Origin of the sequence: Pseudomonas sp. SDI, from assembly GCF_003105155.1 — a bacterium.
Taxonomy (GTDB): domain Bacteria; phylum Pseudomonadota; class Gammaproteobacteria; order Pseudomonadales; family Pseudomonadaceae; genus Aquipseudomonas.
In genome coordinates this window covers 84,546-98,342 of record NZ_QETK01000007.1, presented here as the reverse complement: position 1 = coordinate 98,342, position 13,797 = coordinate 84,546, and the positions used below count along the sequence as shown (strand labels likewise).

12 protein-coding genes are annotated in these 13,797 nt (G+C 64.4%); 8 read left to right on the top strand and 4 right to left on the bottom strand.

Annotated features, from left to right (window positions below):
- Window positions 1-39: 39 nt before the first annotated feature.
- Window positions 40-1,764 (top strand): C13 family peptidase, encoded by a 1,725-nt coding sequence (locus DCO48_RS06640; protein WP_116549803.1) that lies wholly within the window; start codon window positions 40-42, stop codon window positions 1,762-1,764.
- A 26-nt stretch (window positions 1,765-1,790) separates the two neighbouring features.
- On the top strand, window positions 1,791-2,432 hold the full coding sequence (locus DCO48_RS06635; protein ID WP_116549802.1) for an oxidoreductase: 642 nt from the start codon (window positions 1,791-1,793) through the stop codon (window positions 2,430-2,432).
- A gap of 10 nt (window positions 2,433-2,442) precedes the next feature.
- Here the strand turns inward: DCO48_RS06635 and DCO48_RS06630 are convergent, their stop codons facing one another.
- From DCO48_RS06630 to DCO48_RS06615, 4 genes are all read right to left on the bottom strand, one after another.
- Entirely contained in the window at window positions 2,443-2,709 is a 267-nt protein-coding gene (locus tag DCO48_RS06630; protein WP_116549801.1) for a YceK/YidQ family lipoprotein, read from the bottom strand.
- Between the two features lie 20 nt (window positions 2,710-2,729).
- Window positions 2,730-3,359, bottom strand: coding sequence for a flavin prenyltransferase UbiX (gene ubiX, locus DCO48_RS06625; protein ID WP_116549800.1), 630 nt, complete (start codon window positions 3,357-3,359; stop codon window positions 2,730-2,732).
- Window positions 3,356-4,705, bottom strand: coding sequence for a UDP-N-acetylmuramate:L-alanyl-gamma-D-glutamyl-meso-diaminopimelate ligase (mpl, locus tag DCO48_RS06620; RefSeq protein WP_116549799.1), 1,350 nt, complete (start codon window positions 4,703-4,705; stop codon window positions 3,356-3,358). Before mpl ends, ubiX begins: the two co-directional genes overlap by 4 nt.
- Window positions 4,706-4,771: 66 nt before the next feature.
- On the bottom strand, window positions 4,772-6,691 hold the full coding sequence (locus DCO48_RS06615) for a sigma-54-dependent Fis family transcriptional regulator (RefSeq protein WP_116549798.1): 1,920 nt from the start codon (window positions 6,689-6,691) through the stop codon (window positions 4,772-4,774).
- A 268-nt stretch (window positions 6,692-6,959) separates the two neighbouring features.
- On the opposite strand from DCO48_RS06615, the gene DCO48_RS06610 reads away from it, so the two are divergent.
- The 6 genes from DCO48_RS06610 (at window position 6,960) to DCO48_RS06585 (ending at window position 13,793) form a co-directional block, all read left to right on the top strand.
- Window positions 6,960-8,480, top strand: a complete 1,521-nt coding sequence (locus tag DCO48_RS06610; protein ID WP_116549797.1) for an aldehyde dehydrogenase family protein — start codon at window positions 6,960-6,962, stop codon at window positions 8,478-8,480.
- A gap of 150 nt (window positions 8,481-8,630) precedes the next feature.
- Window positions 8,631-10,079, top strand: a complete 1,449-nt coding sequence (eat, locus tag DCO48_RS06605) for an ethanolamine permease (RefSeq protein WP_116549796.1) — start codon at window positions 8,631-8,633, stop codon at window positions 10,077-10,079.
- 51 nt (window positions 10,080-10,130) lie between these two features.
- A complete protein-coding gene (locus DCO48_RS06600) occupies window positions 10,131-11,525 on the top strand; it encodes an ethanolamine ammonia-lyase subunit EutB (RefSeq protein WP_116549795.1) in 1,395 nt (464 codons plus the stop codon).
- A 9-nt stretch (window positions 11,526-11,534) separates the two neighbouring features.
- Complete coding sequence (eutC, locus tag DCO48_RS06595; protein WP_116549794.1) at window positions 11,535-12,353, top strand: ethanolamine ammonia-lyase subunit EutC; 819 nt, start codon at window positions 11,535-11,537, stop codon at window positions 12,351-12,353.
- Between the two features lie 111 nt (window positions 12,354-12,464).
- Entirely contained in the window at window positions 12,465-12,923 is a 459-nt protein-coding gene (locus DCO48_RS06590; protein WP_116549793.1) for a GNAT family N-acetyltransferase, read from the top strand.
- Window positions 12,924-13,145: 222 nt separating this feature from the next.
- Window positions 13,146-13,793: a DedA family protein gene (locus DCO48_RS06585; protein WP_116549792.1), complete on the top strand. Its 648-nt coding sequence runs from the start codon at window positions 13,146-13,148 to the stop codon at window positions 13,791-13,793.
- Window positions 13,794-13,797 lie beyond the last annotated feature (4 nt).

Sequence of the window (13,797 nt, the reverse complement as noted above, 5' to 3'; positions counted from 1 at the left end):
CTGCGGCATACTCGGGGCCTTACTTGCCCGGACCCCGTCATGCGCCCACTCGTTCCCCTCGCCCTTACCCTCCTGCTAGCCGCCTGTGGCGACGGTGAACCGTTGTCGCCGCCCGACGCACGCCTGCCCGATGGCGGCCGCTATCGTGGCGAGGTGGTCAACGGGCTGCTGCAGGGGCCAGGGCGGGTCGACTACCCCAACGGCAGCTGGTACGCCGGCAATTTCAGCAATGGCCAGTGGCATGGCCAGGGCGAATGGCACGGCAGCAACGGCGAGGTGTACCGGGGCCAGTTCGAGCAGGGCCTGTTCCATGGCCAGGGCGTGCTCAGCAGCGGCGCCGGCAGCAGTTACAGCGGCGGTTTCAAGCTCGGCCGCCGCGACGGCGAAGGCACCCTGAAGGAGCGTGGCCAACAGTACCGCGGCCAGTTCAAGGACGACCAGTACAGCGGCGCCGGCCACCTCACCCTGGCCGATGGTAGCCAGTATCAGGGCCTGTTCGCCAAGGGCAAACCGAACGGCGAAGGCATTCGCAGCGACGCCAGTGGCAACCAGTTCAGCGGGCATTTCGTCAACGGCCAGTTGCAAGGCAATGGCACCTTCAACAGCGCCGAGGGCGACCAGTATATCGGCGAGTTCAAGGACAGCCGCCTGGAAGGCCGCGGCCGCTACGAAAACGCCGATGGCGACGTCTGGATCGGCCAGTTCCGCGACGGCTCGCTGACCGGCAAGGGCGAACTGTTCGGCGTCGACGGCAGCCATTACAAGGGCAACTTCCGCGACTGGCGCTTTGCCGGCAGTGGCCGCCTGCAACTGGCCGATGGCAGCACGTATGTCGGCGGTTTCGAGAATGACACGTACCAGGGCGCCGGGCGCCTGACCCCGATCGATGGGCCAGTCGAAAGCGGCTTCTGGGTCAACGGCCTGCGCGTACGCGACGACAACGGCCACCTGCTGCCTGACCCGCTGGAACTGGCCCTGCTCAATCAGGGCCGCCTGCTCGACAAGGCACTCGACCAGGTGCCCGCGTCCAACGCCGAGATCGAGCTGTACAGCCTGACCCTGGCCGGCGACGGCAAGCAGAGCGTATTCATGCGCGAGGCCGATTACGTCGGCAACATGCTCAAGACGCGCTTTGGCGCAGTGACCAACCTGAGCCTGGTCAACCATCGCGATCACCTCGCCGACCGCCCGCTGGCCACCCGCGAGAACCTCACCCGCGCCGCCCGCACCCTGGCCGAACGCAGCGGCCCGGAAGACCTGATCTTCATCTACCTGACCAGCCATGGCAGCGAAGACCACCAACTGGTGCTCGACCTGCCACGCCTGCAACTGGCCGACCTGCCGGCCGACGAACTGGCCAGCGCCCTGGCGCCGCTCAAGGAGCGCAACAAGGTGATTGTCATCTCGGCCTGTTACTCCGGTGGCTACATTGCCCCGCTCAAGGACGAACGCACCCTGATCATGACCGCCGCGCGGGCCGACCGGGTGTCGTTCGGCTGCAGCGAGGAAGCCGACTTCACCTACTTCGGCGACGCCCTGTTCGCCCAGGCGCTGAACCGCACCGACGACTTGCAGCAGGCCTTCGAGCAGGCCAAGGCGATCGTTGCCGAGCGCGAGCAGGCGGAGGATTTCGAAGCTTCCGAACCGCAGATCTGGGCGCCGAAAGCCGTACTGGCGCATTGGCATAAATTGCGCCAGCAGCAAGCACGAAAGGCACTTCAAAGTACCGATGCGGTCCATGCAGAAAGTGCTGGGAACCACTAAGCTGACGGTATCAAGGGAGAGACATCATGTATCTGACGCCTCAGCACATCCTGCTTGCCGGAGCTACCGGACTTACGGGTGAACACCTGCTGGATCGGCTGCTTAACGAGCCGACCATCAGTCGTGTGCTAGCCCCTACCCGCCGCCCGTTGGCGGAGCACCCACACCTGGAGAATCCGGTGGGTGACCCGGCGGTGTTTCTGCCGCAATTGGCAGGGCAGGTCGATATCGCCTTCTGCTGCCTGGGCACTACCATCAAGCAAGCCGGTTCGGAGACCGCGTTCCGCAAGGTCGACCTGGACATGGTGGTGGCGTTCAGCAAGCGTGCCCGGGAAATGGGCGCGCGGCATTTGCTGGTGGTGAGTGCGTTGGGCGCCGATTCGAAATCGAAGATTTTCTACAACCGCGTCAAGGGCGAGATGGAGGAAGCGCTGAAGGCCCAGGACTGGCCACAGCTGACCATTGCGCGGCCGTCGCTGCTGCTTGGCGAGCGGGTTGAACCGCGCCTTGGCGAGCAGATTGCCGGGCCGCTGTCCAAGCTGATTCCGGGCAAGTATCGCGGGATCGAGGCGTGTCAGCTGGCCAGGGCGCTGTGGCGCCTGGCGCTGGAAGAACAGGATGGGATTCGCATCGTCGAGTCGGATGAGTTGCGCAAATTGGGTAAATGATCCGAAGGCGCTACAACCCACCGCTAGCCTGAAAGCCCACCCCCAGCACCGTCAGCACCGACAACGGCAGCAACAGCGTATCGAGCAGTGCACTGCCCGGCAGGTCCAACCCCGGATACGCCGGCGCCTTCGCGCCGAAACGGTCCTCGGGGCAACAACCGCCATGTAACGCATACCAATCCAGCCGCGTCCCGGCATACACCACCGGCGCCCCCGGCTTGGCCGCATCCAGCGTGCTCACGGTGGCGCAACCATTGAGCAGCACCAGCAGCGCCATGGCTGCACCCAGCCGCCCTTTCACGCCTCGTCGCCCAGGTGATGCTCACCCCAGCGTGGCAGCATGTCCTGGGGAATGTTCAGCAGGTTGAGAATCCGCGCCACCACGAAATCGACCAGGTCATCGATGGTCTGCGGCTGATGGTAGAACCCCGGCGCCGCCGGCAGGATCACTGCGCCCATCTGCGACAGCTTGAGCATGTTCTCCAGGTGAATGGTCGAGAACGGTGCCTCACGCGGCACCAAAATCAGTTGTCGACGCTCCTTCAAGGTCACGTCCGCGGCCCGCTCGATCAGGTTGTTACAAGCCCCCGTGGCAATCGCCGAGAGGGTTCCGGTGGAACAGGGCACCACCACCATCGCCGCCGGCGCGCCGGAGCCCGAGGCCACCGGCGACATCCAGTCTTCCTTGCCATACACCCGAATCTGCCCGGCGGCCGCGCCGGTGTACTCGGTGAGAAACGCCTGCATAGTTTGCGGCTTGGCCGGCAGGATCACATCGGTTTCGGTCGACATCACCAACTGCGCTGCCTTGGAAATCAGGAAGTGCACCTCGCGCTCCTCGCGCACCAGGCAGTCGAGCAGGCGCAAGCCATACTGGGCGCCCGAAGCACCGGTCATCGCCAGGGTGATGCGTTCCGGGCCAGTCATTTCAGCGCCTCGGCCAGTTTGCCGTGCAGGCCGCCAAAGCCGCCGTTGCTCATGATCACCACCTGGGTACCTGGCTTGGCCTGGCTTTTCACCCGCGCGATGATCGCCTCCAGGCTGTCGGCGACAATCGCCGGCACCGTGCACTCGGCGGCCGTTGCCGCCAGGTCCCAGCCCAGGTTCGGCGGTGCGTACCAGATCACCTGGTCGGCATCGCGGACGCTTGCCGGCAGACCGTCGCGGTGCGCGCCGAGCTTCATCGAGTTGGAACGGGGCTCGATCACCGCGATCAGCGGCGCGTCGCCGATGCGCTTGCGCAAGCCATCAAGGGTGGTGGCAATGGCCGTCGGGTGATGCGCAAAATCGTCGTAGATGGTCACGCCCTGAACTTCGGCAACTTTCTCCATACGCCGCTTGACGCTCTTGAATGCACTCAACGCCGCAATGCCCAGTGCTGGCACCACGCCCACATGCCGCGCCGCCGCCAGGGTGGCCAGGGCATTGGCGACGTTGTGCTGACCGGTCAGCGCCCAGTCGACCACGCCCTGGCGTTCGCCTTCGAAGCTCACTTCAAAGCGCGAACCGTCTTCACTGAGCAGCTTGACCTGCCACTGGCCACCCGCGCCGGTGGTTTGCACCGGGGTCCAGCAGCCCATCTGGATCACCCGCTGCAAGGCCGGCTCGGTGGTCGGGTGAATGACCAGGCCTTCGCTCGGGATGGTCCGCACCAGGTGGTGGAACTGCCGCTCGATGGCCGGCAGATCCGGGAAGATGTCTGCGTGATCGAATTCCAGGTTGTTGAGGATCGCGGTGCGCGGGCGGTAGTGGACGAATTTCGAGCGCTTGTCGAAGAACGCGCTGTCGTATTCATCGGCCTCGACCACGAAGAACGGCGTAGTGCCCAGCCGCGCCGACACCGAGAAGTTTTGCGGCACGCCACCGATCAGGAAGCCCGGGCTCATCCCGGCATGTTCCAGCACCCAGGCCAGCATGCTGCTGGTGGTGGTCTTGCCATGGGTACCGGCCACCGCCAGCACCCAGCGGCCTTGCAGCACATGGTCGGCCAGCCACTGCGGCCCGGAAACATACGGCAGGCCCTTGTTCAGCACATATTCGACGGCCGGATTGCCGCGCGACAGAGCATTGCCGATCACCACCAGATCCGGCGCCGGCTCCAGCTGGGCGGCGTCGTAGCCCTGGTGCAGCTCGATACCCTGAGCTTGCAGCTGGGTACTCATGGGCGGATAGACGTTGGCATCGGAGCCGGTGACGCGGTGGCCAAGTTCCTTGGCCAGCACTGCCAGCGAGCCCATGAAAGTACCGCAGATACCGAGAATATGAATGTGCATGGTCGACCTCACGAAACGTGGAGGCAGGGTAGCTTAGGGGGCGAAAAATCGCATCCTGAGTTTCGCTCAGGCGCCGCGCGCCAGACCATGTTTACGCAGTTTCCGATACAGGGTATTGCGACTCACCCCCAAGTGCGCCGCCACCTGGGTCATGTGCCAGCGTTTCTGCTCCAGGGTCGCCAGCAGCGCCACGCGTTCGGCGTCGTCCAGTGGGTTATCCACAGGCGTCGGCGGGGCTGCCGGCCGCAGCGCCGTTTGCCGGACGATGGCCGGCAGGTCGTCGTAGCCGATCTGCCCGTGTTCGCACAGCGCCACCAGCGTGCGCAGTACATTACGCAATTGCCGCACGTTGCCCGGCCAGGCGAAATCGAGCAGCGCCTGGCGCGCTGGCGGCATCAACTGCAGCGTTTGGCCAGCGGCTTCCTCGGCCAGGATGAAATCCAGTAGCTGGGGTTTGTCGCTTCGTTCGCGCAGCGCCGGCAAGGCGATCTCCAGGCCATTGAGGCGGTAATACAGGTCCTCGCGGAAGCTGCCGTCTTCCACCCGCCCGAGCAGGTTGCGGTGGGTGGCACTGATGATGCGCACATCGACCGCCTGCGGCTCGCCACCGATCGGTACCACCATGCGCTCTTCCAGCACCCGCAGCAGGCGGGTTTGCAGCGCCAGCGGCATGTCGCCGATCTCGTCCAGCAGCAAGGTGCCGCCATCGGCCTGTTGCAGCTTGCCGCGCATGCCTTCCTTGCGCGCGCCGGTAAAACTGCCGCCGCGATAGCCGAACAGCTCGCTCTCGATCAGGCTTTCCGGGATGGATGCGCAGTTCAGCGCCACGAACGCCTGGCTGGCACGCTGGCTGGCCTGGTGCACGGCCTTGGCGAACGCTTCCTTGCCACAGCCGGTTTCGCCGTTGAGCAACAACGGCACGTCGCGCTCGAACACCCGCACGGCGCGGCGGAAGTCGTTCTGCAAGGCCGGGTCGACGATGCAGATGCGCGGCTGTGCCGGCGCCGCTTTCGTCCGCGGTGCTGCCGGCAGCAGTGGCTGCGCCAGCGCGCGAGCCTGGCCACGGACGCTGGCGAACAGCGAACGTCCGTCGCGGCTGCGCAGCGGCCAGCTGGTACTGGCCAGGGCCGTGGCGCGACCGAGCAGCTCATCCAGCGAGCAGTCGAAGAACATCTCCACCGGCTTGCCCAGCAACCCGCCGCGAACGCTGCCGAGCAGGTTCAGCGCGCTCTGGTTGACCGCACAGATCCGCCCATCGCCATCGAAGGCCAGCAAACCCTCGCTGAACAGCCCGACCGACTCGGCCTGCAAGTGAAAGCGCAGCAACCATTGGTTGTCGAAGTAGCGCAGGAAATAGCAGCTCTCAATCATTTTCGCCGAGAGGTTGACCAGGGCCATGGTGTGGAACTGGCTCTGGCGCGAAACATCCGGCCGCGCCGAGGATACGTCGAGTACCGCCAGCAATTCGCCATGCGGGTCGAACACCGGGCTGGCCGAGCAGGTCAGGCCGGTGTGACGGCCACGGAAATGTTCGTCCTGGTGGATGGTCAGCGCCTGGCGCTCCACCAGGCAGGTGCCGATGCCGTTGGTGCCCTCGCGCGCCTCGCTCCAGTCAGCACCCAGCCACAGCCCGGCGCGCTCGAAGATACGCCGTTCGCTGGGCGCAGTGACACAGTTGAGGATCACCCCGCGGGCATCGGTCAGCAGCACCGCATGACCGGCGCCGGACAGTTGCTGGTGCAGGCTGTTCATCTCGTTGCCGGCAATCTGCAGCACCTGCTGCAGGCGCTCGCGGCTTTCCAGCACACGGCCGTGTTCAAGCACGGTCGGCGCCATGCTCTGCGACGGGTCGAGGTGGTAGTCCTCAAGGCAGCGCAGCCAGGAACGGGCGATCGACGGATCGCTGCCGGGCCCTTCCAGGTGGGCTTTGCCCTGAGTGACGGTCAACACTTGTCGGGCATGCCGACTGAGGTGAGTGCTCTGCATTTTATTGTTCTGCGCAGATGAGAGAAGCCAGCATCCTCCAGCCGCCGGCGCATTGCAATGCCGGCTTGACCGCTGGGTCACGGACTGTGCCGTGGCCGCTACAAAGTGTCACTCGCGCTGTACCGAGGCCGTCACAGCACCCTGCCCCAGCCCCCGCAGCAACTGCGCAAACCCTTGATTTGCCGAAGCTCGCCGGCAATGGCCCGCACTTTGCTCTACGCTTCATATCCTCCATCAACAAGCACAATAACTAGCCAGGAGACACACCATGCGTTATGCACATCCCGGTACCGAAGGCGCCAAAGTCAGCTTCAAGCGTCGTTACGGGAACTACATCGGTGGCGAGTTCGTTGCGCCGGTCAACGGCCTCTATTTTGAAAACACCTCGCCGGTCAACGGCCAACTGATCGCCGAATTCCCGCGTTCCACCGCCGAAGACATCGAAAAGGCCCTGGACGCTGCTCATGCCGCCGCCGATGCCTGGGGCAGTACCTCGGTGCAGGCGCGCTCGCTGATCCTGCTGAAGATCGCCGACCGCATCGAGCAGAACCTGGAAACCCTGGCCATCACCGAGACCTGGGACAACGGCAAGGCCATCCGCGAAACCCTGAACGCCGACATCCCGCTGGCCGCCGACCATTTCCGCTACTTCGCCGGCTGCCTGCGCGCACAGGAAGGCAGCGCTGCCGAGATCGACGGCAACACCGTGGCCTACCACCTGCATGAACCGCTGGGCGTGGTCGGGCAGATCATCCCGTGGAACTTCCCGATCCTGATGGCCGCCTGGAAACTCGCGCCAGCCCTGGCCGCCGGTAACTGCGTGGTGCTCAAGCCGGCCGAGCAGACGCCGCTGGGTATCACCGTACTGCTGGAGCTGATCGGCGACCTGCTGCCGCCAGGCGTCCTCAACGTGGTGCAAGGTTACGGCCGCGAAGCCGGTGAAGCCCTGGCCACCAGCAAGCGTATCGCCAAGATCGCCTTCACCGGCTCCACCCCGGTCGGCTCGCACATCATGAAATGCGCCGCCGAAAACATCATCCCGTCTACCGTGGAGCTGGGTGGCAAGTCGCCGAACATCTTCTTCGAAGACATCATGCAGGCCGAACCACAGTTCATCGAAAAGGCCGCCGAAGGCCTGGTGCTGGCGTTTTTCAACCAGGGCGAGGTGTGCACCTGCCCATCGCGAGCGCTGGTGCAGGAGTCGATCTACCCGTCCTTCATGGAAGCGGTGATGAAGAAGATCAAGCAGATCAAGCGCGGCGACCCGCTGGACACCGACACCATGGTCGGCGCCCAGGCCTCCGAGCAGCAGTTCGACAAGATCCTCTCGTACCTGGAAATTGCCGAGCAGGAAGGCGCCGAACTGCTTACCGGCGGCAAGGTGGAAAAACTCGAGGGCAGCCTGTCGACCGGCTATTACATCCAGCCGACCCTGCTCAAAGGCACCAACCAGATGCGCGTGTTCCAGGAAGAGATCTTTGGCCCGGTGGTGAGCATCACCACCTTCAAGGACGAGGCCGAGGCCCTGGCGATTGCCAACGACACCGAGTTCGGCCTCGGTGCCGGGGTGTGGACCCGCGACATCAACCGCGCCTATCGCATGGGCCGCGGAATCAAGGCCGGCCGCGTGTGGACCAACTGCTACCACCTGTACCCGGCGCATGCCGCGTTCGGTGGCTACAAGAAGTCCGGCGTCGGCCGTGAAACCCACAAGATGATGCTCGACCACTACCAGCAGACCAAAAACCTGCTGGTGAGCTACGACATCAACCCGCTGGGCTTCTTCTAACCGTCAGCCGTTCGCTGGCATGGCCGGCTCCCACCCAGGCGATTCCGTGTGGGAGCCGGCCATGCCGGCGATGCGCTGGCGCGCTTCATGCAAGACCATCACCACAAGCCGGCATCCCGCTGGCAACCATAAGAAAAACAGGTGAATCCTATGCCAAGCGATCACTCCGGCAACGCGCCGGCTGGTTCTTCTGTCGACTTCGAAAAGGTCGGCTCCGACTACTTCCAACAACGTGAACTGAAAAAGGGCGCCGCCGGCTGGGTATTGCTGGTAGGCCTGGGCGTGGCCTACGTGATTTCCGGCGACTATGCCGGCTGGAACTTCGGCCTGGCCCAGGGCGGCTGGGGCGGCATGTTCCTCGCCACCCTGCTGATGGCCACCATGTACCTGTGCATGTGCTTCTCGCTGGCCGAACTGTCCTCGATGATCCCCACCGCCGGGGGTGGCTACGGCTTTGCCCGCAGCGCATTCGGCCCCTGGGGCGGCTTTCTCACCGGCACCGCGATCCTGATCGAGTACGCCATCGCCCCCGCGGCCATCGCGGTGTTCATCGGCGCCTACTGCCAGTCGTTGTTCGGCATCGGCGGCTGGATCATCTACCTGGCCTTCTACATCATCTTTATCGGCATCCACATTTTTGGCGTGGGTGAAGCACTCAAGCTGATGTTCATCATCACCGCCATCGCCGCGATTGCCCTGGGCGTGTTCCTGGTCGCGATGGTGCCGCACTTCGATGCCAAGAACCTGTTCGATATCGCCCAGACCGACGCCGCCGGCGCCAGCAGCTTCCTGCCGTTCGGTTATGTGGGTGTGTGGGCAGCGATTCCTTACGCGATCTGGTTCTTCCTCGCCGTCGAAGGCGTGCCGCTGGCGGCCGAAGAAACCAAGAACCCACGGCGCGACCTGCCACGCGGCCTGATCGGCGCCATGCTGGTGCTGCTCAGCTTCGCCCTGCTGATTCTGGTGATCGGCCCCGGCGCTGCCGGCGCCGAAGCGCTGAAAAGCTCGGGCAACCCGCTGGTCGAGGCACTGGCCAAAGCCTATGGCGGCTCCACCTGGATGGGCGGTTTCGTCAATCTGGTCGGCCTGGCCGGCCTGATCGCCAGCTTCTTCTCGATCATCTACGCCTACTCGCGGCAGATCTTCGCCTTGTCGCGCGCCGGCTACCTGCCGCGCAAACTCTCGCAAACCAACCAGAGCAAGGCACCGGTGCTGGCGCTGGTGATCCCCGGGATCATCGGTTTCGCCCTGTCGCTGACCGGCCAGGGCGACCTGCTGATCCTCGTTGCGGTGTTCGGCGCTACGCTGTCTTATGTATTGATGATGGCCGCGCACATCACCCTACGGATCAAGCGCCCGAAAATGGAGCGTCCGTATCGCACGCCAGGCGGCATCTTTACCTCCGGCGTGGCGCTGGTGCTGGCCTGTATCGCTGTGGTTGCCGGCTTCCTGGTCGACCCACGGGTGGTGATTGGCGCGGCGATCATCTATGCCGTGTTGATCGCCTACTTCGCGTTCTATAGCCGCCATCACCTGGTGGCCGGGACGCCGGAAGAGGAATTCGCCGCGATCCAGAAGGCCGAAGAAGCCTTGCACTGACCGCCGCCACCCTGCGCCGCAGGCCAACCCTGCGGCGCTCTGGAGATTTCTATGGCAAGTTTCGTACACGCAGTAGGCACGCAGACCTACCGATTCGACAGCCTCAAAGAGGTGATGGCCAAGGCCAGCCCGGCGCGCTCCGGCGACTTCCTCGCCGGTGTCGCCGCCAGCAACGACGGCGAACGGGTCGCCGCGCAGATGGCCCTGGCGGATATCCCGCTCACGCACTTCCTCAGCGAAGCGCTGATCCCCTACGAAGCCGACGAAGTGACCCGGCTGATCATCGACAGCCACGACAAACAGGCCTTCGCCGCGGTCAGCCACCTGACCGTCGGCGGCCTGCGCGACTGGCTGCTCGGCGAACAGGCCGACGAACACAGCCTGCGCGCCCTGGCGCCGGGACTGACCCCGGAAATGGCCGCTGCGGTGTCGAAGATCATGCGCGTGCAGGACCTGGTGCTGGTCGCGCAGAAGATCCGTGTGGTCACCCGTTTCCGCGGCACCATGGGCCTGCGCGGGCGCCTCTCGACCCGCTTGCAACCGAACCACCCCACCGACGAACCGGCCGGCATTGCTGCGAGCATTCTCGATGGCCTGCTGTACGGCAACGGCGACGCCATGATCGGCATCAACCCGGCCACCGACAGCATCGCCTCGATCTGCGCCCTGCTGGACATGCTCGACGCGATCATCCAGCGCTACGACATTCCGACCCAGGCCTGCGTACTCACCCACGTCACCACCTCGATCGAAGCGATCAACCGCGGCGTACCGCTGGACCTGGTGTTCCAGTCGATTGCCGGCACCGAAGCGGCCAATGCCAGTTTCGGTATCAACCTGAACCTGCTGCAGGAAGGCTACGATGCCGGGCTGAGCCTCAAGCGCGGCACCCTCGGACAGAACCTGATGTACTTCGAAACCGGCCAGGGCAGCGCGCTATCGGCCAACGCCCACCACGGTGTCGACCAGCAGACCTGTGAAACCCGCGCCTACGCCGTGGCCCGGCATTTCAAACCGTTCCTGGTGAATACCGTGGTCGGTTTCATCGGCCCGGAATACCTCTACAACGGCAAGCAGATCATCCGCGCCGGCCTCGAAGACCACTTCTGCGGCAAGCTGCTCGGCGTCCCGATGGGTTGCGACATCTGCTACACCAACCATGCCGAAGCCGACCAGGACGACATGGACATGCTCCTGACCCTTCTGGGGGTAGCCGGGATCAACTTCATCATGGGCATCCCCGGCTCCGACGACATCATGCTCAACTACCAGACCACCTCGTTCCACGATGCCCTCTACGCTCGCCAGACCCTGGGCCTGAAACCGGCGCCGGAGTTCGAGAGCTGGCTGGCACGCATGGGTATCTTCACCCAGGCCGACGGGCGTGTGCGCTTCGGCGACAACCTGCCAGCCGCCTTCCGCCAGGCCCTGGCGCAGTTGGGATAAGGAGCATTCATGGACAAGCACACCCCGAGTCTGGACAACCCCTGGCTGGAGCTGCGCCGCCTGACCCCGGCGCGCATCGCCCTGGGCCGCACCGGCACCAGCCTGCCGACCAGCGCCCAGCTGGACTTCCAGTTCGCCCACGCGCAGGCCCGCGATGCCGTGCACCTGCCATTCGACCACGCCGGCCTGCGCGAACAGCTGAGCGCCCGCGGCCAACCCAGCCTGCTGCTGCACAGTGCCGCCAGCGACCGCCACAGCTACCTGCAACGCCCAGACCTGGGCCGACGCCTGCACGCGGATTCGGCGCAGGTCCTGCGCGAACACGCCCTGGCCAACCCCGGCGGGGTCGACCTGGCAATCGTCGTCGCCGACGGCCTCTCGGCGCTGGCCGTGCATCGGCATACCCTGCCGTTTCTGGCCCGGCTCGACGAACAGGTAGCCACCGAAGGCTGGTCGACCGCGCCGGTGGTGCTGGTGGAGCAAGGCCGGGTGGCGGTGGCCGATGAAGTCGGCGAACTGCTCGGCGCAAAGATGACCGTGATCCTCATCGGCGAACGCCCGGGGCTCAGTTCGCCGGACAGCCTGGGCCTGTATTTCACCTACAACCCCAAGGTCGGCCTGACCGACGCCTACCGCAACTGCATCTCCAACGTGCGTCTGGAAGGCCTCAGCTACGGCATGGCCGCGCATCGCCTGCTGTACCTGATGCGCGAGGCGTGCCGACGGCAGTTGTCCGGGGTCAACCTGAAGGATGAAGCCCAGGTACACCGTGTGGAAAGCGCTGCGGACGCCCCGAAAAGTGGCAACTTCCTGCTGAACAACCCGTAATAGAGCGGCCGGATTTGCCCCGATTGCGCTTTTTCGGCGGTTTAGGCAGCATCTGGGGCTACGGCTGCCCGCGATTCGCCGCCGAACTCCCATGGAACCCGAGGCCTGCTTATGCGAATCATCAAAGCAACCCTTGAGCATCTGGACATGCTCGCCCCGCTGTTCGTCAAATACCGTGAGTTCTATGGGCAACTGCCCTACCCGGACTCCACCCGCTCGTTCCTGCACAAGCGGCTGGAACGGGGCGAGTCGGTCATCTACCTGGCACTGCCGGACGATGACGACAGTAAATTGATGGGTTTTTGCCAGCTCTACCCGAGTTTCTCCTCGCTGTCGCTCAAGCGCGTGTGGATTCTCAACGACATCTACGTGGCCGAAGACTCGCGGCGCATGCTGGTCGCCGACCACCTGATGCGCGAGGCGAAGAAGCTGGCCAAGGAAACCAACGCCGTGCGCATGCGGGTTTCCACCAGCAGCGACAACGAAGTGGCAATGAAAACCTACGAGTCCATGGGCTTTCGCGAAGACACCGAGTTCAAGAGCTACATCCTGCCGATCAGCGCAGACTGATCGCTGGCCACCGGCGGTCGCCTAGGCGGCCGTCGGTGCGCTTTCCCCACCTGTCGACATCCGTCGCTACAAACTGCTCAGGCATAATCGAGCTCTGCCCGTATAATGCGCCGCTTCAATTTGTGTGAAATTTTACCCAGTACCTGGGTAGCGACCGAACGCATTCGCACTGCCAGCCCTCGTAATGCCCGTAGTTTCGGGTTCTGAACACAGGTGCCGTACATGGATTTCAACCCGCTGGACATTATTCTGCATCTCGACACCTACCTCGATCTGCTGGTGACCAACTACGGTGCATGGATCTACGCGATCCTGTTCCTGGTGATTTTCTGCGAGACAGGCCTGGTAGTAATGCCGTTCCTGCCGGGCGACTCCTTGCTGTTCATCGCCGGTGCCGTCGCGGCGGGCGGCGGCATGGACCCGGTGCTGCTCGGCGGCCTGCTGATGGCGGCGGCCATCATGGGCGACAGCACCAATTATGTGGTTGGGCGCACGGCCGGCGAGCGCTTGTTCGCCAACCCGAACTCGAAGATCTTCCGCCGCGACTACCTGCAGCAGACCCACGACTTCTATGAGCGCCATGGTGGCAAAACCGTGACCCTGGCGCGCTTCCTGCCGATCCTGCGGACCTTCGCGCCGTTCGTCGCCGGTATCGCCAAGATGGCCTACCCGCGCTTCCTGGCGTTCAGCGTGGCCGGCACCATCCTCTGGGTCGGCGGCCTGGTCACCCTCGGCTACTTCTTCGGCAACGTGCCGTTCATCAAGACCAACCTGTCGCTGATGATCGTCGCGATCATCCTGCTGTCGCTGGTACCGATGATCATCGGCATCGTCCGCAGCCGCCTGAACCGCCCGGCCAAGGCGCACTAGGTCG

What these genes read in the sequence shown, in the direction of transcription:
- DCO48_RS06610 (WP_116549797.1), top strand. Translation starts at nt 6,960, where the DNA reads ATGCGTTATGCACATCCCGGTACCGAAGGCGCCAAAGTCAGCTTCAAG.
- DCO48_RS06635 (WP_116549802.1), top strand. Translation starts at nt 1,791, where the DNA reads ATGTATCTGACGCCTCAGCACATCCTGCTTGCCGGAGCTACCGGACTT.
- DCO48_RS06590 (WP_116549793.1), top strand. Translation starts at nt 12,465, where the DNA reads ATGCGAATCATCAAAGCAACCCTTGAGCATCTGGACATGCTCGCCCCG.
- DCO48_RS06585 (WP_116549792.1), top strand. Translation starts at nt 13,146, where the DNA reads ATGGATTTCAACCCGCTGGACATTATTCTGCATCTCGACACCTACCTC.
- DCO48_RS06615 (WP_116549798.1), bottom strand. Translation starts at nt 6,691, where the DNA reads ATGCAGAGCACTCACCTCAGTCGGCATGCCCGACAAGTGTTGACCGTC.
- ubiX (WP_116549800.1), bottom strand. Translation starts at nt 3,359, where the DNA reads ATGACTGGCCCGGAACGCATCACCCTGGCGATGACCGGTGCTTCGGGC.
- DCO48_RS06600 (WP_116549795.1), top strand. Translation starts at nt 10,131, where the DNA reads ATGGCAAGTTTCGTACACGCAGTAGGCACGCAGACCTACCGATTCGAC.
- mpl (WP_116549799.1), bottom strand. Translation starts at nt 4,705, where the DNA reads ATGCACATTCATATTCTCGGTATCTGCGGTACTTTCATGGGCTCGCTG.
- DCO48_RS06630 (WP_116549801.1), bottom strand. Translation starts at nt 2,709, where the DNA reads ATGGCGCTGCTGGTGCTGCTCAATGGTTGCGCCACCGTGAGCACGCTG.
- eat (WP_116549796.1), top strand. Translation starts at nt 8,631, where the DNA reads ATGCCAAGCGATCACTCCGGCAACGCGCCGGCTGGTTCTTCTGTCGAC.
- DCO48_RS06640 (WP_116549803.1), top strand. Translation starts at nt 40, where the DNA reads ATGCGCCCACTCGTTCCCCTCGCCCTTACCCTCCTGCTAGCCGCCTGT.
- eutC (WP_116549794.1), top strand. Translation starts at nt 11,535, where the DNA reads ATGGACAAGCACACCCCGAGTCTGGACAACCCCTGGCTGGAGCTGCGC.